The sequence below is a fragment of the Rahnella bruchi genome (genome assembly GCF_003614975.1).
Lineage (GTDB): Bacteria > Pseudomonadota > Gammaproteobacteria > Enterobacterales > Enterobacteriaceae > Rahnella > Rahnella bruchi.
Genome location: NZ_QZWI01000006.1, coordinates 1 through 21,302, shown reverse-complemented (window position 1 = coordinate 21,302; position 21,302 = coordinate 1). Strand labels below are relative to the sequence as shown.

The following is a 21,302-nucleotide window of genomic DNA, read 5'->3' as shown; positions in this document are numbered from 1 at the left end:
GCAGGCACCGACATGGAAGACGATTTCTTAAAATATTTTGACGGCGAAATGCGCTATCTGAAGGAAGCCGGGCTGGAGTTTGCCAAAGAGTTCCCGGAGCTGGGACGTGCTTTAGGCCTGGACGGCACTCCGGTACCGCGCGATGACTCCGTCGAACGGCTGTTTCAGGGCTTTTCGCTGATGATGGCCAAGCTGCGACAGAAGATTGATGACGATATTCCCGAGCTCACTGAGCCTCTGCTCTCGCACCTGCTGCCGGTGATCAACCGCACGCTGCCCTCCACGGCAGTGGTCGAACTGACACCGGTCGCGCCGGAGCTGCACGTGCGCGAAGAGGTGTTGCCCGCGGAGAGCGATCTGTTAACCCAGCCACTGGGCAATGATCGTCAGCGCTGCGTCTACCGCACGACCCGCGACCTGACGGTGCATCCTTTTGCCCTTGATAGCGTCTCATTAATCACCCTGCCCGAAGGCCAGCAGGCGCTGAAACTGCGCTTTACCCTGCCCGCCCTCACTGAAATCCGCCGCGCCGACTGGCAGAACATCAGCCTGTATCTCAACGGCGACCGCGTGCTGCAGTCGGCGCTGTATCTGGCCCTCAGCCGCCAGGTGAAGCGGGTGAACGTGCGCTTCTGGCAGGCGTCGACAGAGCTGACGCCGGTGGACGTGCAGTTTTTGCCGCGCTGGCAGGCAGAAAACGACGTCTCAATCTGGCCGGAAAGCGACAGTCCGGCCCTGTGCGGCGAAGTGCGCCCGTGGCTTGAGTATTTCACTTCCCCCGAACGCTATTTCTTTATGCAACTGCGCGGGCTGGAAACCCTGACCTTTCCACCTGACACCACCTCCTTTGATATCGAGGTAACGCTCAGCGAACGCTGGCCGTACGATTTAGACGTGTCGCCGGACGCCATCCGCATGCACTGCGTGCCGGTGATCAACCTGTTCCGCCTGCTGGCCCAGCCGCTGTCCGTGACCACCGCGGTCAGTGATTACCGCCTGCGGCCACACCGCCTCAGCGACGGCCACACCGAAATCTACGCAGTCAATGACGTCATGGAAGTGACTGAGGACAACACTGAGTTCAGCTACGTGCCCTACAGCCAGTTCCGCCAGAAAGGGGGCATGCTGAAATACGCCAAAAACTGGCCCGACCGCTATTACCACACCCGCATGTACCGCGGAACGTCCGGACTGAACGAGACTATTTTAATGCTCGGAGGCCGTACGCACGAGGCGCAGAACGGCCTGAAAATGCGCCTGAACATGACCTGTACTAACGGCGCCTACCCGCGCATGGCGTTGCAGGAGAGCGTATTCGACGGTGAGACCTCCCTGGGTAATCTTGAGCTGAAGTGTGCCACCCGCTTGCGTCCCACTATGCCGCATTACCCGCCGACCGCTGAACTTTATCAGTGGCAGGTGCTGTCACTGCTGCATCCGCAGGCCATTGCCGGTCTGATGGAAATCGACACGCTGCGTCACGCGCTCAGCCTGCTGGACTGGACGCATGACCCGGACAACGCGCGCCGCAATGCGGGTATTACGCTTATTGAATACGCACCGTCGCATTACCCCGCAGAAGGCTGGCACGGCGTGGCTATCCGCGTAACGCTTGATGAACATCAGTTCTGTGGCCAGGGCGACGCCCTGCTGTTTTGCGAGATCCTGGAGCAGTTCTACACCCAGTACGCCGATATTCGCCGGTTCATTCAGCTGACGGTGACGCTCAGTCAGTCCGGGACACAATGGACATGGCCGGAACGCCGCCTGACGCGGGTGCTGTTCTGATGATGCCAGATGATTTTGATGACGATGCAAAAAAGAAAGAGAACGTCCTGAAGGCATTCTGGCGGGACAAGGAGGGGAACGACCGTGCGCATGCGTTTAACTTCTACCGGTTCTGCCAGCTGCTGGAAAAACAGCTCTCGGATAACAAACCGGTCGGCAGTACCTTCTCGCCGAAAGATGATGTGGTGCGTTTTCGTCCGCATCCGGGGATGCCGACAAAACGTCGCGCAGCCTGATGGCCCTGACCGGTATCACCGACAGCGGCGACGTGCCCGCCTCGCGTTTACTGGCCTTATTGCAGCCGCTGGTCAGAACCACCCGCACGGCGGAAGGTATTGTCAGCGTGATCCGCACGCAGGCACCCAACACGCAGGTCACCGTAAAACCGCACAAGGTCACGCGGATGCCCGCTGGAAAACGGGCAAGATTCTCGTTTTCAGAACAACAAAGGTTGGGCGACCATCTGGTTCTTGGCAGTCATACGGAGGACGCCAACTACTGCATCGGTGTGGAAATGTTTACCGAAGACACGGCAGAAGCCAAAGGCTGGCTGCCCGGCGGCCAACTGCGGGAGGACATGTTTACCCTACTGCGCGTCTATCTGGGCTGTGATTACGACGCCAGCCTGAAGTTGACCATCCCGATAGAATTGGCTCCACTGCCACGCCTGGGGGATCGTTCGTTGCTGATGGGGTATAACGTCGTAATGGGATTAAGGGAAGATAATCTGGATGACATGCCTGAGAAGGTGACGATGAAGTTGGGGCGGATAAGGGGCAAAAAAATGGATAAAAAAGCCGGTGATCATCGTTAAATAGAGTGAATGACATCCAAGAGCAAGAAAATCCGGATAGGTATTATTGACTATCTGTACCGAGTATTTTCGACGAGTTTATACAGTAGCCTTTATTTCCTCGAATATAATAAATACAAGGGCTATTTTCAGCCCTTGCATTTATTAAAGACTAATTATCCATTTGTCGCTCAAATGCTTGTGTGACTAATGACATAACGTAAGGTAAATCTTCTAGCTTCTCGAATCCGATCTCAACATCACCATTTCCCCATCGACCCAAACTGGTGACATCTTTGCATAATCCACGCGGATCATTAATTTCAGAAAATGGAATATTCAGTGAAAGACGCAGCCGCTTTGCTTGCGGTACAACATCCACAAAATTCACCTCAGCTTTATAAGCAATATAAAGCTTCAGGAAGACCTCTGTGACACAAGGGTCAAGGGCCAACGTTGCTTTACGGAACGCTTCAAACAACACCTGAACATGTTCTTTAGCCAGATAGGGATGGTCTTCAAAGCCATAAGTGAGGTTACTTTCACTCTTAGGCTGGTAATTTTTTAGAATATCATCGGGAAGATTGGCACTTGGCCAGACACTGCTTGCCTGCTCTGCCATTTTTTTTGCTCGGGCTATAATGGCTTCTTCACTCCATTTATCAAGAGACGAAAGCCCGTCATTCAGGCGTAAATGACTGTATTTGAAACCACCTTCCATGTCGCGCTTATCAGCAAATGAGCGATTGCTATACTCCGAGTTATAGCCCGTCAATGTCAGGTTACCCAGCGAATGACGCCATGTTTCCCATACCCGCTGCCATTCATCTCCTAGCTCAGCTCTCCATGCCGCGGGCACTTTCTCTGTTTGATTATCGCACTGCGGCATGATGTGTTCGATAGTGTATTCATCTAACGGGATCGGTTCTTTATGCTTATGATTTTCAAGCCTTCTGAGCCAATAGCTACGACTTCTGAAGTTGTAAAGATCGCGGGTCTGAATATCCCTCTTAAACTCCTCATCTGTCGGGAAACGACGATAAGATGGCAGCAACGTAAACGCAGCTTTAAGGCTCTCCAAATATTGGTTCTTATCAAAACTTTTACTCAACCCGGCAAAGGTTTTATTCATTGAGTTGGTTGGTATGGCACATACTGCGCGACGAAATACATAGCTTTCCATCAGGCGCAGGGCTTCGGCGAAGTCGCTTAGTTTCAGAATATCCAGCTGGTAGTCATCATACAGCTCCAGCATCAGCGGATATGCAACATCCATTCTCAATTCGCGAATATTATGAAATATATCCTTAAGGTGTTTATTTTTTTCAATACCTAACGCAATGGCACAATAGTAGATGGCATATTTATGTATATCAGCAACAGCAGATTCAACAGATTGACTATTGCGACGAAAGTACTGTTTAAACGCCTCATAAATGTCATCAATCTTAGGGATGTCACCGGTTTTTACTGTCAGGTAGTGACGCATGAAAGCATCGAATTGTTCGGAGTAAGCCTCCTGACCAAACAGAAGTTCCATTTTACGCCAGTGATCATTATACAACGTCGTTTGGCGCTCATTTTCCAGCCCCATGAGAATGTAATTGCGAATAAGATCGGCCTGGCTTAATTTTTTACCCGTTGAGTTCATGCTTTCAAATATAAGCTGAGGATTATCATGGTCGCGCTGGAGAGAGATATCCACCACGATTAATTTGCTGAGCCCTTTACAGACAGTCTCCAACAATTTTTCATTTTTTAGTTTATCTTTAAAGTATTCAAAGTTTTCCGTAACTCGTAAAGAGTAATTCTCAGGCTGAGATTTTCCATCGATAATTGCACGTAACGTCTCGTTATCCGTCTGCGACAGAATAAGTTTATATCGCTTCTCGCCTGACAATAAGGGGTTAGTCAAATAGAAACCACGTAACTGGGCTTGACTGAACCCTTCAATAATCTCTTGCTCGCCCACGGCTTCGGCTAAAGCAGCGATCAACAATGACACTGTCGTGACGCGCTGTTGGCCATCAATGATCAACAAGGGTGATTGAGACGTAACCGAGTAAAGCCCATTTTCGATATAAACCACGGAACCAATAAAGTGCCCTTGATTGTTCTCATCCAATCCACAACGGAGAATATCATCCCACAGCTGTTCACACTCTTTCAGGCTCCAGGAGTAAATACGCTGGTAGATCGGGATGACCAACTGAGGTGCAGTCTGCAGAAAGTTGAGCAACTTGGCTTCTTTAGCCTTCATCCTTTAATTTCCTTGTTAACTATCTGAATTACGAACGATGGCCATCATTTATCCATTGCGACAGATGACGCGAAAAATGATAAGGGAGATACCTTCCTGATTATCGCCTAAACGCCCTGCTGCCCGTCGGTCCAAAAACTCAAGCCCCTTTCAACATATCAAACACAACTCGCGCAAAACCTTTCGCAAGTTCTGGATTTGAGAGGTACTGCATCATCATCTCTTGTTGAGCATCACTGCTGTCCATCACTGCATCATCAATCGCTTTTGGGAAATCCCCCAGCATGGCTTGCTCACGGGTGTTATTGGCAATCTGCGTCATCACTGCCTGGTTTTCCGATAACTTGTCGCGCACGGTAAAGGCATAGTTGATCATGTCTTTGTCGCTAAGGTTATCTGTAATAAACAGGTCGTTCAGGCGCGCCAAAATATTCGACAGGAACTCTTCTTTCTTATCCTTCGGCTTGGCTGTGCCAATGTCATTGCCCGGCTCGATTTTGTACTCTTCGGCATCTTCCTGAAGCTTGAGATGCTGCTCGTGGAGTTTTGATAAGCGGTAATGACTCATCTCCACGTTGCTTAAATCAATCTCGTCTTCTTCAATGCGCTGCTCGTGTAGTAACGGACGCAGATGGCGGGCAAAAAGGCTGAGTTTCTCCAGCTCCTTGTCATCGTACTCAACGATTTGCGACATAAACTCGTAGAAACGGACAAAGCTGCCGAGATCTTTCTTGAAGATATCCAGCTTGTCTTTCTCTTGTTTGCAGTCTTTGAAGCTGTTTTCCGCATTGGTGATCAGCACCACATCATTGGTTTTTTTGGTGCGTTCAAAGATCTCTTTTGCCAGTTTATAAGCCTCAACCGCAGAGCTATAGCGCTTCTTCCAGCGCTCAACGGCGGGCTTGCAGATATTGCTAATCGCGGCGTTTGATTTGTTTTTGGTGAAGAAGGCGTCACAGAATTGCTCGACTTCATTCCACTGGAAAATACCGCTGGTACGGAGTTTCTGGAACAACTCGAAGACTTTTTGCGGATCGCTGACATCCGTCAGTTCAGCCGTTTGATAGTAAGGCTGGAAGGCCCCAAGAATTTCTTCGGGTTCGTTGTAGAAATCGAGAACGAAAGTACCCGACTGCGCCTTGCCCGGATAAGTCCGGTTCAGACGAGATAACGTCTGTACGCACTCCACGCCACCCAGTTTTTTATCCACATACATGGCACACAACTTCGGTTGGTCAAAACCGGTCTGGAACTTATTCGCCACCAGCATTACCTGATAATCATCGCTATCGAAGGCTTTGCGCATATCCCGGCCTTTCAGCCCTGGGTTCATATTGGTTTCGGTAAACTTCTGATTCAGCAGTGCGAGGCTATTGTGGTCACTCTCCACAAATTCCACTTCACCAGAAAACGCGACCATGGCGTTAATCTTCTGGTAGTTGTTCTCCGCAATGTATTTATCAAACGCCAGTTTGTAGCGCACAGCCGCTTTGCGAGAACTGGTGACGACCATCGCCTTGGCCTGCCCGCCCAGTAAATGCATTACATGTTTGCGGTAGTGCTCAACAATCACTTTTACTTTTTGCGAGACGTTGTGTTCGTGCAGCACGACCCACTGGTTCAGTTTGATTTTGGCTTTCTTGCTGTCCACTTCCCGGTCAGGGTCGTCCAGTTTTTGCAGCAGCTTATACGCCACTTTGTAGTTGGTGTAGTTCTTCAGCACATCAAGAATAAAGCCTTCTTCGATGGCCTGGCGCATGGAGTAAGCGTGGAAGGCTTCCGGCTTGTTGGTTTTTGATGCGGGTTCCAGAGGATTAGGACGGCGGCCAAACAGCTCCAGCGTTTTGGCTTTTGGCGTGGCGGTAAACGCATAGTAGTTAAGATTACTGCTGTTTTTACGCGCCGCGATGGTGGCATCGAGGATATCTTCCGAAGACAACTCCACTTCCTCATCCGCTTCGTCTTTCATCAGCACTTCTTTGAGCTGACGTGCCGTAGAGCCGCTTTGCGAGGAGTGCGCTTCATCAGCGATAACCGCATATTTGCGCTGTTTGAGGCTGACACTGTTTTCGATAGCTTTTAGTACGAACGGGAAGGTCTGGATGGTAACAATAATAATTGGCTGTGAGTTCTCCAGCGCACTGGCGAGTTTTTCTGATTTTGAGCCATCGCCTTCTTTATTGTTAATGCGCCCGACCACACCATCTGCATGTTCAAACTGGTAAATCGTGTCCTGAAGCTGATCGTCCAGCACGGTACGGTCCGTAACTACAATCACTGAATGGAATTGTTTCTCGCCTTTCTCATCATAGAGACGGGAAAGCTGGTGGGCGGTCCAGGCGATAGAGTTAGATTTACCGGAACCGGCGCTGTGCTGAATCAGATATTTATGGCCAGTGCCTTCATCTGCGGCAGCGCTAATCAGTTTATTCACCACATCCCACTGATGGTAACGCGGGAAGATCAGGCTCTCTTTTTTAACTTTCAGCCCGTTCCAGTCCTCTTTCTCTTCGATTTGCAGATGCACAAAACTGGCAAGGATCTTCAGCAAGTTGTCCGGAAGCAGGACTTCATTCCACAAATAGCTGGTGGCGTATTCATTTTCATTCTCGGGGATTTCATTACCCGCGCCGCCTTCTTGGGTGCCTTTGTTAAACGGCAGGAAGAAGGTGTCATCCCCCGCCAGTTTGGTGGCCATAAACACTTCATACTGGCTGACGGCAAAATGCACCAGTGCGCCACGTTTGAAGGTGAGCAAAGGCTCAGGTTTGTTGGTTACCGGGTCTTTCGGCAAACGCGTTTTTTTATATTGTTTGATCGCGTTATGTACCGCTTGCTTGAACTCAGATTTCAGCTCAAGTGAGGCAATCGGCAAGCCATTGATAAACAGTACCAGATCGATGCGCCATTTCTTGGCTACTGAACCCGTTTCATCCAATGCCGCTTTGGTGGCATAAGGGCTGTAAACCAGTTCTGGCACCACACGGCAGATATTCTGTTTATAACGCGCCAAAGTTTCCGGGTTGAGATTGTGCTCAGGCTTAAACTGGCACAGCGAAAAACGCGCATTATGGCTTTTGATACCGTGGCGCAATACACCCAACGTGCCGTAAGTGCGCGACAGCTGGTCTGTGGCGTTGTTATCGGCTTTTTTAAGTTGGGCCACCAGCAAATCGAGGAAATGGCGCTCAGTATCGGTGGGGTAAATCTTAGCGAATTTTTCCCACTCCAGCGGCTGCGTGTTTTGCACAAAGGCGATGGCATCCTGCGAGAACAGAGCGCGTTCGCGGTCATAGCCGTCAGACTTGCCACGAATCCAACCTTTATCTTCCATCTGAGCAATCATTTCATCCTGGAAAATCAGCTCTTTGGTGGTATCCATACTCATGCGGTGACCTCCTGTGATACCTCGATATGACTGGTGTCTGATGCAACCCAATCGCGTACGTCGATTTTACCGGTGACGGCGGCGGAGATAAGGGCGGTGCGGCGTTCTTGCAACAAGGCAATAACAGAATCTGCTCGTTCTAGAAGAGTATCTATTTGCGGCAGATTACAACCTAAATAACTGACGATTTCTTTTTGCTCAGAAACTGGAGGAATCAGTACCATAAACTTTCTAACAATATCTGCATTCAGATTCATTTGACTTGTTTCATTACCGCCATCACGAATGGCATGATAGCCAGCAATAAAAAACAATCTTAAATATGCATTATATAATGTATTACTTGGAGAAATTGCCACACACGCTTGATTATAAGCAGCACTAATGTCTAATATTGCCACCCTTCCTCGTGTAATTCCCTGTCCATACATTGCCATTAATAACGTCCCAGGCGGAGATACGCGAACAGAAGTATTTTTCACAGCCTCGTAGGTTATTTTTTCTTCGGAAGAAGATATATTATCATAATTAACCTCTCCGGTTTTAATCCAGGCAATATCTCCATTCCAATATTTAGGGTTTGATCGGTCAGGTGTTGCTCCTGTATTGAGAGTGCTGTAATAACCCAAACTAGAAACATCCCAATGCTCTGGCACTTCCCCCAACCACTCAACACCAGAATCTTTCATCGGTACATCAGGGTTTAGCCCTTTGGTTACAGCATGGCTAATTACTGCCTGACGTTTTTCTTTTAGCAGTTCAATCAGTTGCTGCTGCTTCTCGATCAGATTATCGATTTTTGCAGTTTCGTAATCTAGGAAGGAAGCAATATGAGATTGTTCAGAAATAGAGGTCAACGGCAAATTAAGGGCACCAAATTGCTCATAGTTGATTGATTTACCGTCTCTCAAACTATCTGTTGATGACTGTAAAGCAGCAATAAAAGGTGCACATTTCAAAAGATATCGATAATAGTTATAACTAATCGGTTTGGTATTTTTAAGTACCGTGTATGCAGGGGAAACACATCCAGAATATTTGCTATGTTCAATGCCACCTTCAAAGCTACGCAGACTTATAACGAAATTATTTTCGTCCACATGTCGAAATGAGTCAGTACCTTTTAATGCCAGCATTACTTTCGAGTCATTCAATTTCATCATTAAGGACTGAGGAATCACCCCGTACTTTTGACTCGCAGCAAGTTGCTCATCATTATTGAGCGCAGGCGTACGAACACTTTGAAATATGCGCTTGCCAGTGAGGATATTCCAATGATCAGGAATCGCCCCCAGCCACTCAACCCCAGAATCCTTGTACTCCGGATAAGCCTTATATTTTGCCATCAGGAATGTACCTCCTGTAGCAATTTCATAATCTCGGCACTGACCGCATCCAGGTCGGCATCAATTTCTTCGAGCGGGCGTGGTGGCAGGTATTCATAGAAATGACGATTAAATGGAATTTCATAACCAACAATCCCCACTTCATTGTCCTTAGCATCGCGCTTATCGGCATTAATCCAGGCATCGTTAACGTGCGGCAGGACTTCGGCTTTAAAGTAGTTTTCAATCAGGTCACTGGTGGCAATGGCTGGGTTTAGCGGCACATTCTCGTTATCACGCAGATCGCCGTCCTGCTCGAATTCCACTACTTTGCCTTGGTATTCAAATGCACCGTACAACGGTTGGGCGGCTTCTTTCAGTACCTTTTTCACTACCGGTTCAGCGGCAGGGTTTTTAGTGGTGATGGCGTCGATAAATTGTTTATTCTCTTTGGTATCCAGCTTAACGCCTGCGGTTTTAATTGCGCCTTTGAGCGTGAGTTGGAACTCATTAAAGTCATTACTCACCCGCTCTTTGCCACCCGCTTTAGTACCCAACGCCGTCTGGATTTGCTGTGCCTTATTCATCAATGCACGTTGAGCCATCCAAAGTTTGCTGTCCAGCAAGTCTTTAATTTGCTTCTCTTTCAGCTCGGCAAATTCAGCTTTGATAATCGCGCGGGCTTCCACTTCGATATCGGTAAAGTCGCCGTAGTTATCGTCATTCCACTTTGCACCAAACTCTTCAAACAGGCGTTCCATCGGTGCATTCAGTGGTTTGGTGGCAAAGCGCAGAGTGGCAATAGCTTCATCGGTCACCTGTGCAGACAAACGCAGCGGACGCTCGATGGTCAGGCGGCGGTAGCCAAAATCAGTGCTGTTAAAGATTTTGCTGGCGAAGGTTTTCGGTGCTTCGGTTTTGGCGGTAGCAGACTGGCGACCACGGTTAGATTTTTGTTCAGGTGCTTTTTCAAGACCCAACTCTTCAAGAGAAGTCGCATCCACCACCTCAAACTCACCAAAGGTACGGGTGATAAGCTTGATGTCTTCCTCGCCCATCAGGTTACGTTTAGAACCTAAAGACTTACGCATCTTGCCGCACAGGTTGGTGCCGTCAATCAGCTGGACTTTGCCCTTACGCTCCGGTGCTTTCTTGTTCGACAGAATCCAGACGTAGGTGGCAATGCCGGTGTTATAGAACATGTCCGTTGGCAGCGCGACAATGCCTTCCAGCAAATCGGCTTCCAGAATGTAGCGGCGGATTTCGCTCTCACCGCTGCCCGCACCGCCGGTAAACAGTGGCGAACCGTTAAGGATAATCCCGATACGCCCGCCGTTGCTCACGGTACCATCCACATTGTGGTTATCGCGCATTTTGCTGATCAGGTGCATCAGGAACAGCAGCGAGCCGTCGGAAACACGCGGCAGGCCCGGGCCAAAGCGACCATTAAAGCCTTTCTGCGTATGTTCGTCGTTAATCTCACCCTCAATCTTCTTCCAGTCCACACCAAACGGTGGGTTAGAGAGCATGTAGTCGAACTGGTCTTGCGGTAACTGGTCGTTGGAAAGCGTGTTGCCCAGCTTGATGCGGCTGACATCCTGACCTTTGATCAGCATATCGGCTTTACAGATGGCGTAAGACTCCGGGTTCAGCTCCTGGCCAAATGCGCGCATCACCGCTTTTGGGTTCAGTTCGTGCACGTATTCCATACCAGAAGAGAGGAAACCACCCGTACCCGCCGTCGGGTCGTAAATGGTGCGGATGATGCCGTCTTTCGACAACGCTTCATCATCTTCCATAAACACCAGCGAAGTGGTTAAGCGCACGATATCGCGTGGAGTAAAGTGCTCCCCGGCAGTCTCGTTTGAGCTCTCCGCAAAACGGCGGATTAACTCTTCAAACACCAGCCCCATTTCATGATTAGAAATGGCTTTCGGGCTCAGGTCAGTAGTGGCGAATTTCTTAACGATTTTAAACAGTAGGTTCGCATCATCTAGCAGGCCAACAAACTCACTGAATTTGAAATGTTCAAAGATTTCACGCGCATCCTTTGAGAAAGACTGCACGTAGTTCTCGAGGTTGGCCTTAATGTCGTTCTGCCCCATCTTGCCCAAATCCATCGACGAGGTATTGAAGAACGACAGGCCTTTGGTAGCTCGCAACAGAAACTTCTCTCGGCCTTCTTCCGGCAACGGGCTGGCCTTCAGCTTCTCCGCTTCCGCAACCACAGCCTCTTTGGTGGGTGCTAACACACACTCAAGACGGCGTAACAGCGTAAACGGCAGAATCACGCGCCCATACTGGGACTGCTTAAAATCCCCACGAAGCAAGTCGGCGACCGACCAGATAAAGGCGGCCGTTTGAGAGAAGTTAGTGTTAGACATAGTGTTTCCAAGAAAGCTTTCATGAATGATCTACCGTCTGCGATCGACAACCTTATCGATACGGCAAACGCCAGATGGAATAATGAGATGGGCAAAATCATACAGCGCACGTGAATGAGTACAAGCACCAAATGCCTTAGATAAATGACTGAGAAAATGTCATTAACATTGAGAACGCTTATGAGTTATATCGGACCAATTTTCTTAGAGAATACCCTAACCAACGCAATCCTCTGATTTTTAGAACTAAATTTTCAAATAAGCCTAACTACCGCGCGCCGCTGAAGCATAGATAAGATCCAAAAAATCAATTAGAGTAATCTCATAAAAGAATATTCTCCCCTCCTTGTTACTTATGGTGTAAAAAATGGACATCTTGCTGGCCCCCGGCGTGCTGGTGCGTAATGGCATTTTGTATTTTGCTTCAATATTGAAGAATGATGCGGCTCCCGGCTATGTGACTATCTTTTTAGTCGTCGCACTTTGTATTACCGTTGTACGCTGGCGAAAACTGGTTAAACGTCGCCTTACTGCGCTTGGCAGCATCCATTCCATTATTGCCAAAACCCCCGAAGATGAATTTAGTCTGCATGTTACCAATATCGATGCCGCTATCGCCGACTTAAACGTGACCGAAGAACAGCAAAATGTAGCCGAGGCATGGAAGGAATATCGGGAAACCCATATTGTCGACGATCAGGACGGTACCCTTGTGGTGCGCAATGCCGTTCGCCCTAGTCAGTTTTTTAATTTGGATGATTTGCATTTCACACAGGGCTTCTGGCGCATCGTTCCGGGCTTGTTTGTGACTATTGGTCTGTCTCTGACCTTCCTCGGCTTGATTTCTGCACTTAATTCGATGAGCACCTCGCTAGACGATGGCGGCAGCGCGGCATTAGAAGGTTTACTTACCATCGCCTCAGCGAAGTTCATCATGTCGCTGACGGGCCTGTGCTGCTCAATAGTTTTTACCATAGGCTTGCGTAGCGGCACGTCACAGCTGGAAAAAAGGGTTCATAGCCTAAATAGTTTGATTGAAAAACGCCTAACATTTATCAGTCTGGAAGATTTATCCATTCGTCAGCTAAAGGCTACGATTGAAAGTCGAGAACATTTCCGCAAGCTGGGACTTGAGATGGTGGCAGAAATTGGTCGCCCACTTCGCGAAGATCTGCCAAGAGCGATATCAGAATCCATCAGCTCTGCAATTACCCCCGTCATCGAACAAGTTAGCCGCTTAGGCAATGATGGTGTCGGCGAAATGGTACAAAGCCTCTCGTCGCGTTTTTCTGAAGATGTTGGCCGGGCCTTAACGCAAGCCAGTGAACGCATTTCGCTGGCAGGCGATCAAATCAAATTGCTCGCGGAAAGAATGGATCAAAGCTCAGGGAAAATGGGCAACGAAATGGAAAGCGCTATTGGACGCTTAGGTCTGGCGGTTGAAACGCTGCGGGAAGGCATGTCACAAACAGCGGAAACGGCAACGTCTGCATTCAATCAAGGTGCCGAAAATCTACTCGCCACCATGAACTCAACGCTACAAGGGATTAAAGACAATACGGGTGATGGCGCAAGAGCGATGGGCGAAGCAGCTGCCGATATGAAGGCCGCCGCTCTTGGGATCCGTACAGAACTGGAAACCGCAGCAAAACAGGGCTCAGAAGCCGCGCAAGCTCGCATGTCAGAATCAGCTTCACAAGCGAGCGATGCCATCGGCCAGGCTGCGACACACATTCTGAGCGCATTTGGTAATACAGCCGGAGAAATTACCAAAGCGACAGAAACGATGACTCAGAACGCCAGCAACCAACTTCTTTCCCCTCTTTCCACCATTGCGGAAAAACTGGAAGGCGTCATGGGCATGCTTGACGAAACAAGTACCGCTTTACGTCGTGCTTCAGAGGGTATTAAAGAGGGAGCCATTGCCTCTGAAAATGCATCAGGTAGCTTCCGCTCGTCGGCTCAATCGCTTACTGACGCAGCCGATCCGATCCGCTCGATGATGGAACGCATTGAAGTCAGTACGCGTCAACTGCGTGAGAGCAGCGAGAATAGCCTTTCAGCTATTGCCACCGCAGCGAAAACGAATGCAGAGCAATCCGCTATGACTCTGTCGGCAGCGCAAGAGACGTTGGGTGGACAACAGCGTGCGGTTGAATCCACACTGACGAACCTTCAGTCTCTGATCACTGCATTACGTGGTCAGGGCGAACGACTGGATAGCATTGATGAGAAGCTCGGCAAGGCGTTCGACTCTTATCAGGAGCAAGTTGCAACGTCTGTAGAAACACTTTTCGATCACGTTAAAACTATGCAGTCCGCGTTAATGCCAGCACTGGATACCATGCAAAGTATTGTCGACCAGGCGGAAAACTTTGCACCTAAACAGGGACGCATGTGATGAGAGGGAACGCCAACCGTAAGCGTTCAAATGAAGAGGAAGAAGAATCCGTCTTTGTTTCAATGACGGACATGACGGTGAGCTTCCTGTTTATTGTTATGGTGCTGCTCGCATTCTTTGCCAGCCGTTATAACGATAAAAATACTGTTCCCCGCGACGAATATGAACGAGCGGTTCAATCACGCGATAAAACGATTGAAGATCTCCGCTCTGAAATAGCAGTTTTGAAGCGAGTCGATCCTTTGGAACAGTATATGTCTCGCGCAGCAACAGCTCGCCTTAACCTGCTTTATCAGCTACGCGATAATCTCAAACAGTCTTTCCCATTGTTGCCAGTTGATGTGATTCCTGAGGAAGGAACTCTGCGCTTCCAGGGCGAAGGGCTATTTATCAGCAATAGTTTTGCCTTAAGCGATGACAAGCGAAAGATTGTCGAAGCGCTGGCAAAAACCCTCGACTCACTCCTGCCCTGCTATACCTTTAACCAGAATGCGGGTTGGAATAAAAGCTGTAATCCTTCATTCGCCATCATTGAGGCAGTCCAGATTGAAGGCCATACTGACTCGAAAGGTGATGATGTTTATAACCTGAATCTTTCGACTAATCGTGCAATAACGACATTTACCAGCATGCTTGCGGCTGCACCGGATTTGGTCGCACATTTCAATATGCGGCATCAGCCAGTTCTTTCGGTTGCGGGGTACGGTAAAATGCGCCCTGTTCGCCCTAACGACACACAACAGAATATGGCCATGAATCGCCGCATCGATCTTCGCATTATTATGCATACTCCAGCCAATGCTGCGGAGATTGAAGACATTCGTAAGCGTCTGATTGAACCGTTGAAGAAGAGCATGCCATGAAATTGAGCGATATCTTTCTTAAGCCAGTCGCCGTTTTCAAGCCAGCAATAGCGGTATCAAAAGGTTTAGCGGCCAAGATTCAAGCAATTCATGAGCGCTGGCCAGACGTAGTCAAAGATATTGCCGATCGCGATCGCGAAAAGGTTTTACGCAAGCTTCTTACGTATGTAGAGAGCTGGCAATGGGATGAGGTGAAAATGTCATTCATCTGCTCCGGCGCACCGATTGTTTTTGATAAAGAATTCAGAACTCAAGACGACTTTACCGCGCTGCAAGATTTTTATCTGCGGGAAACTATTGTTACGGACTCATCATCCTTTATTTCCGCAATGATTTCGGCATACATCCGCAGCTACGAACCTGGTTCAGCGCACACAACCAAAATTAAAAACTGTCTTGATATCGCCAGCGAGCACATGAGCGATAAATGGAAAGATGTTATCGAACAATTGCCTCAATTCTTTGATGCTAAGCAGGCGCATCAAGCGCTGGCCGAAAAAATGGTGATGATGGACTCACCGTGGAAAGAGCTCAAACAATTTGGCATCACACGCCCGCACGAGCCGGGTTTAATGTCGCATGCTCATCTGGCGTATATCGCATTGCTTAGGCCTGAAATACATGAAAAAGCAGCTATTGAGAAGCTATTTTCCTGGTTGAAACCCGATGGCAAAAATAACGCGTTAATGGATGGTGCTTCTGAGGCCATCAATGCGTTGTTATCACATTGGCTGTATAAGCAACCCGACGAAAAACTTTCACGTTTTCTGACTGAAACACTTGTAGCTTTGTACCAAGATCCACGCCTGAGTCGCGGTGGAGTATGGGGTAGCGTAGATGAACAATGCCGTAACCTCATCATCAATTGGCTGACACGTGAGAACATTTTGTTCTTCCTGGATGTGGTCTCGAAAGTTGAAGACAGCCATATGTGGGAACCACGGCGGGAATTTTGGTTAGGGCTTTATAACCAAGGGAAAATCACTGCAGCGTGGGTGGCATTTAGCAGCATGGCCTCCTTAAAAGCAAAAGAAATGAAAGGTTCTATGAGGGACTCTTCAACACTGAACTTCGGAATTCAAACGGCACTTGGTAATCGTGATAAAACCTCATTGCTCATTTTACAAATTGGTAAATGTATCGTCATTGAAGGTTCACACAGTTATAAAGTTCATATTTTCCGAAGTGCTAATAAATACAGCCCAGAACTGTACCAATTAAAATACAATTGCGAACAAATCCGTATGCTACCGAACTCAGTTGCTATTCCACATTTGAGCGGCTGGCAGGATAAAGTGCGTGAACAAATTGAGTATCTGTCATGACATTTACCTTCAATCATAATGCAGAAACGATCACTCTGAATATCGCTGAAGAAAAACAGAGTTTAATCAGCCGTCTGTTTAAACGGCAGCAATCCGCAACATTATCTGGCCTCACACATAACGATCGCGCCTTAGCTTTCGCTATAGCTGATCTGAAAGCCCTGGCGGAAGAATTTGAAGAACCTTTGTACATAAGTCACGACTCTATACAAATGAGTCATTGGCTGGCTGGCCTGCTTGACTCAGAAACAGCACAGAATTTGTGCTTACCCCCTCTTGTCGATCTGACATTAAAAACCGACATTGAAGGTTCATTAGGTAGCGATACTTTTCGTTTACAGTATGAATGGCTACGCAACGGTGTTCGCCAAATACCACAACGAACAGGGGCAATTTTAGCTACATCTCAGGGGTTACGCCGGTTGCCATTGTGGATGATGGAGGCCATTGAAGTCGCGGAAAAATTTACACCAGGCGGCGGTGAAGCATCCGACTGGGAATCGCTGGCTCGTTTCAGGCAATCTCTCGATCCCGGCATCCAGATGGGAAATGAGATCAATGCCGTTAGGGTATCGATGACCGATTTTATGCAAGGTTTAGAAGTCTGCATTGCTGATCGTTTTTCTATTTCCACCAGCTCAAATGGCACAGACGATTTCGAGATAGTCCCTTTTTCTGGCAGGAACATAGAAGAACTTGAAAATAACGGAGAAGCTGTCAGCGAAGCTGCAGGTGAGTTACGTGAACAAACTCTACGTCGTTTCCAGCAGCGTGTCAGAACTCAAGGGACTCTTTCCGCTTATCGTGTTGGTGAAGGTAATTATCTGGTCATTGACCGAAGCGCACGCCCTATTCTTGACATCATGGTACAGAAACAAAAGTCTGCACCTGAAGAACGACGTGCTTTTATAGCAAACCCACGACCTGCAATTACCGATGCTGTTGAAAAATATCTCAGGCAATCAGGTAAGCTGGACGGGCTCGATGAGGTCGGCGAGGAAGAAGCTATTGAAGCCGCTTCAGGTCCCGCTTTTATTGAAACCGTTGAATATTCCGAACGCGTTAAAGGTATTTTGCTTTATCAAAAAGGCGCTGTTTCTGCTCACATGACTGGCGAAACAACCTGGTTACCAGAGGTAATTCCCGACGCCCTGGCCAAAATTATTGATGCGATGGATAGCCAGGCGCTGGCAAATGTCTGCGAGCAAATACGTATGGCCATAGATGCATCGCAACAGGAAATTGAGGTCGCTTCTTATCCAATCAAAGCTGCCGAAGACACGTTAGGCGCACTTGAAAAACGATTGGCTGATCTTAAAGAGATGGAAGGCTCGACAGAAATAACAGAAAAAAAAGATAAGCCCACAGTTGATAACCTACTTGCTGCTACGGTTATCCTGGATACCAAAGATAATTTTGAGGAAATATCCTGGAGACCGGACCTTACAGAACGTCCTGTATTTATCGACGAACAATTGCCTACAGGCGTTAAAACCGCATTGCGATTGCATCAGCTAGAAAGCTTTAGCCTGCAACTTACTTCCTGGAAGTCAGGGATGCCTGGCATCTTGAACGCAGATGAACAAGGATTAGGTAAAACGCTTCAAACCATTGCATTTCTTCGCTGGTTGAAAGAGAACAACCAAGTCAATACTGCCAGCAATAAAGAACGCGGACCGATATTAATTGTGGCACCCACATCCCTGCTGGAAAATTGGAATGCAGAGGTAGCACAGCATACCGATGGCGAAGGGCTCGGACATTTGCTCCGACTATATGGTTCATCATTAAGTCAGTATAAAAATTTCGATGCTAAAGGTATCGAAACGAAAGATGGTACTCCCTTACTGAATTTTCGGCAGCTTCACGAAGCTATTGAAGAAGATAAAGGCCACCGTTTCTGGATATTAACAACTTACACAACGCTCACCAATTATCAGCATTCCCTTGCGAAAATTCATTTCTCAGCCGTTGTCTTTGATGAAATCCAGGCAATAAAAAATCCTGATTCGCTTCGCGCACGTGCCGCTCGAGCCATCAATGCTGATTATCGAATTGGCCTTACAGGCACACCTATTGAGAATACAACAAGTGACTTATGGGCGATCATGGATCAACTGGCCCCTGGGTCTCTGGATACCTTACGTAATTTCAACAGCCTTTACAGCGAACCTGATGAACGGAATATGCTTCAACTTTATCAGCAGGTTTTTGAACCCCGTAATCAGCTACCGCCTTTAGCGTTTCGTCGTTTAAAAGAAGATGTTGCGAAAGAGCTGCCCTCTAAAACACGTTTTCTGCATCCTCGTTTAATGCCTGAAGGGCAGGCAATTGCCTACGAAACTGCCCGGCTCAAACTTTCTCAAGGTGGTCCTGGCGCCGCATTGAAAATGCTCCAGCATATACGTGGCGTTTCGGTTCACCCGGCGATGGAGATGAGTGGGAACAGTCAGAGTTTTATCGATGCTTCTGCTCGCCTGACTGCATGCTTTAAAATTCTGCATCAAATTAGATCAAAAGGTGAACGTGTCCTGGTTTTCATTGAGCATCGAAAGATGCAATTCCGCTTTATGGAGTTAGCAAGACAAGAGTTTAGCCTTGAGGAAATTGCTCACATAAATGGCGATACACCTATCCAAAAGCGTCAGGCTATTGTACGTAAATTCCAGCGTCATCTTGAACAGGATGGGGGCTTTGACTTATTAGTTCTCGGTCCCAAAGCGGCAGGAACAGGTTTGACATTAACTGCCGCCACTCACGTTATTCACTTATCTCGCTGGTGGAATCCTGCTGTTGAAGAGCAATGTAATGACCGAGTTCACCGCATCGGACAAAAGTATCCAGTTCAGATCCATATGCCCATGGCGATCCATGCAGGTTATCAGGAGCATTCTTTTGACTGTTTGCTTCAAGGACTCATGTCACGAAAGAGAAATTTAGCGCGTGCAGCACTCTGGCCAATGGGCGACTGCGCAGGTGACATATCGCAACTGCAAGCGGCCTTGAAAAAGGAACAAAGTGAGGCAAATGGAGATGTTCTTGAAACGAGTATTAGAATGATGTTTGAAAGAGATGCAGAAACTGATGGTGCGCCAATGAGAGATGGCTCCTATCGGATAAGCTAATTTCCATAATTTTTAAATCATGATAGTGGGTGATAAGAATGGGGCATTAACCGATGATTAACAAGTAAAATAGATGTTAAATTCCGCTTATGAATTAGAAGCAAGCCACTAATTAAAGCAGGGGAGCCTCTGAGATTAAATTTCTGTTTCTTGGCCCACGCACAGCCTTTTTAAAGGCTTGAACCGGTTAGTCAAACTATATTTAATTTGCTTACCTAATAAATATACAGTACTGCTTCTCAACATTTAACATTGGGCAAATAATTAATTATTCTATGTCACATCCAGCAGGAGTAAAAAATGCCTCTAGACTTGAGTAATACGCTTGTAATTGGCATTAGTGCCACGGCTCTTTTTGATATGAGCGAATCTGATCAGATATTTCGTAACATCTATGTGACCGACCCTGACAGCGCCATTGAAAAGTATCGAGCCTACATGCTGGAACACGAGAATCAACCTCTACAACCTGGAACAGGTTATCCTTTGATCAAGGCGCTTCTGGGTCTGAACCAGTATCGTCAACCGAATGATAAATCATCTCTGGTTGAAGTCGTCGTTATGTCGCGCAATAGCCCAGACACCGGTATCCGAGTTCTAAATACAATTCGCCACGACAAGCTAGATATCACCCGCTCTGCCTTCACAGCCGGTGAAACGGTCGCTGACTATCTTGACGCCTTCGATGTTGATCTGTTTTTAACAACTAGTGTAGATGATGCACAAAAAGTCATCGACTCTCGATTTTGTGCCGCTGCAATATTAAAAGACCCACCTTCAGGCTCTTCCGAAATCCCTGAAGGGCAAGTTCGCATTGCTTTCGATGGTGATGCAGTCCTTTTCTCAGATGAAAGTGAGCTGGTCTACAAAACTCAGGGTATGGCAGCTTTCCACGCACAAGAAGATGCTCAACAAGATATCCCAATGGCCGAAGGCCCCTACGCTACTCTGCTAAAAAAACTAGCGAAACTTCAAGACCGTCTACCTACTCGAATGGAATATTCTCCTGTGCGTATTGCTTTAGTTACCGCTAGAAACAGCCCCTCAGAAATGAGGGTAATTAAAACTCTCAGGAGTTGGGGTGTGTATGTTGACGAAGCCTTTTTCCTTGGCGGGGTTGAAAAAACCAAGGTACTTCAGGCCTTTAAGCCTCACATTTTCTTTGACGATCAAGATATACATTTAAATGCCGCAGCGAAACTTGTCCCATCCGGCAAAGTACCTTATGCCAGCAATTCAGAGCTATTTAACGCTTCATGATCGATACAAAATCCCGGGAACATATCACGGTTCCCGGTTGATAATATTTATAGTCAATGATTCAAGTTCTCATAGATCCTGTTTATTTCGGACCCCAAATTTTTTTCCCAAAATCAAACGGACTAACCCCCTTCTCCCGATTCGCATCCAGAAAATCAGCCCACCATTGCAGCATTAGCCTGCGTTCATCCAAGTGCTCCGCCTTATGAATGTAAGACGCACGCACAGAGTTACGTTCCTGATGGCTCATCTGCCGCTCTACCGCATCCTTAGACCAAATCCCCGACTCAATTAACGAACTGCACGCCATGGTTCTGTAAGTACCCCGTCAAAACGGCCCATTCACTTTTAGAGATCTTCCGACATACTGATTATGTCCCCTGAGGAGAT

The 21,302-nt window shown here is 47.8% G+C and carries 12 protein-coding genes and 1 pseudogene; 8 read left to right on the top strand and 5 right to left on the bottom strand.

The window, feature by feature from the left end:
- Positions 1–12: 12 nt before the first annotated feature.
- The 3 genes from tssF to D5398_RS12600 are packed head-to-tail and all read left to right on the top strand — an operon-like array spanning position 13 to position 2,602.
- Entirely contained in the window at positions 13–1,788 is a 1,776-nt protein-coding gene (tssF, locus tag D5398_RS12610) for a type VI secretion system baseplate subunit TssF (RefSeq protein WP_120507952.1), read from the top strand.
- The gene (locus D5398_RS12605; protein ID WP_162940758.1) at positions 1,788–2,024 is read left to right on the top strand and encodes a type VI secretion system baseplate subunit TssG; all 237 of its coding nucleotides are present in this window, start codon (positions 1,788–1,790) and stop codon (positions 2,022–2,024) included. Before tssF ends, D5398_RS12605 begins: the two co-directional genes overlap by 1 nt.
- Positions 2,024–2,602, top strand: a complete 579-nt coding sequence (locus D5398_RS12600) for a type VI secretion system baseplate subunit TssG (protein ID WP_120507950.1) — start codon at positions 2,024–2,026, stop codon at positions 2,600–2,602. Before D5398_RS12605 ends, D5398_RS12600 begins: the two co-directional genes overlap by 1 nt.
- Before the next feature lie 151 nt (positions 2,603–2,753).
- Here the strand turns inward: D5398_RS12600 and D5398_RS12595 are convergent, their stop codons facing one another.
- The 4 genes from D5398_RS12595 to D5398_RS12580 all read right to left on the bottom strand — a co-directional run bounded on the left by D5398_RS12595 (position 2,754) and on the right by D5398_RS12580 (position 11,938).
- On the bottom strand, positions 2,754–4,841 hold the full coding sequence (locus D5398_RS12595) for a GmrSD restriction endonuclease domain-containing protein (RefSeq protein ID WP_120507949.1): 2,088 nt from the start codon (positions 4,839–4,841) through the stop codon (positions 2,754–2,756).
- Positions 4,842–4,980: 139 nt separating this feature from the next.
- Positions 4,981–8,229: a type I restriction endonuclease subunit R gene (locus tag D5398_RS12590; protein ID WP_120507948.1), complete on the bottom strand. Its 3,249-nt coding sequence runs from the start codon at positions 8,227–8,229 to the stop codon at positions 4,981–4,983.
- Complete coding sequence (locus D5398_RS12585; protein ID WP_120507947.1) at positions 8,226–9,575, bottom strand: restriction endonuclease subunit S; 1,350 nt, start codon at positions 9,573–9,575, stop codon at positions 8,226–8,228. Before D5398_RS12585 ends, D5398_RS12590 begins: the two co-directional genes overlap by 4 nt.
- Complete coding sequence (locus D5398_RS12580; protein ID WP_120507946.1) at positions 9,575–11,938, bottom strand: type I restriction-modification system subunit M; 2,364 nt, start codon at positions 11,936–11,938, stop codon at positions 9,575–9,577. The genes D5398_RS12585 and D5398_RS12580 overlap by 1 nt, the downstream gene beginning before the upstream one ends.
- 367 nt (positions 11,939–12,305) lie before the next feature.
- Here D5398_RS12580 and D5398_RS12575 point away from each other — a divergent pair, with 367 nt between their 5' ends.
- The 5 genes from D5398_RS12575 (at position 12,306) to D5398_RS12555 (ending at position 20,912) form a co-directional block, all read left to right on the top strand.
- Positions 12,306–14,339: a hypothetical protein gene (locus D5398_RS12575; RefSeq protein WP_120507945.1), complete on the top strand. Its 2,034-nt coding sequence runs from the start codon at positions 12,306–12,308 to the stop codon at positions 14,337–14,339.
- Positions 14,339–15,202, top strand: coding sequence for an OmpA family protein (locus tag D5398_RS12570; protein WP_120507944.1), 864 nt, complete (start codon positions 14,339–14,341; stop codon positions 15,200–15,202). Before D5398_RS12575 ends, D5398_RS12570 begins: the two co-directional genes overlap by 1 nt.
- Positions 15,199–16,527, top strand: coding sequence for an EH signature domain-containing protein (locus D5398_RS12565; RefSeq protein ID WP_120507943.1), 1,329 nt, complete (start codon positions 15,199–15,201; stop codon positions 16,525–16,527). Before D5398_RS12570 ends, D5398_RS12565 begins: the two co-directional genes overlap by 4 nt.
- The gene (locus tag D5398_RS12560) at positions 16,524–19,652 is read left to right on the top strand and encodes a DEAD/DEAH box helicase (RefSeq protein WP_120507942.1); all 3,129 of its coding nucleotides are present in this window, start codon (positions 16,524–16,526) and stop codon (positions 19,650–19,652) included. The genes D5398_RS12565 and D5398_RS12560 overlap by 4 nt, the downstream gene beginning before the upstream one ends.
- Positions 19,653–19,952: 300 nt before the next feature.
- Positions 19,953–20,912: a 5'-nucleotidase gene (locus D5398_RS12555; protein ID WP_119822454.1), complete on the top strand. Its 960-nt coding sequence runs from the start codon at positions 19,953–19,955 to the stop codon at positions 20,910–20,912.
- 82 nt (positions 20,913–20,994) lie between these two features.
- Here the strand turns inward: D5398_RS12555 and D5398_RS12550 are convergent.
- Positions 20,995–21,231, bottom strand: a pseudogene (locus D5398_RS12550) (integrase); the annotation flags it as partial.
- Positions 21,232–21,302: the final 71 nt, after the last annotated feature.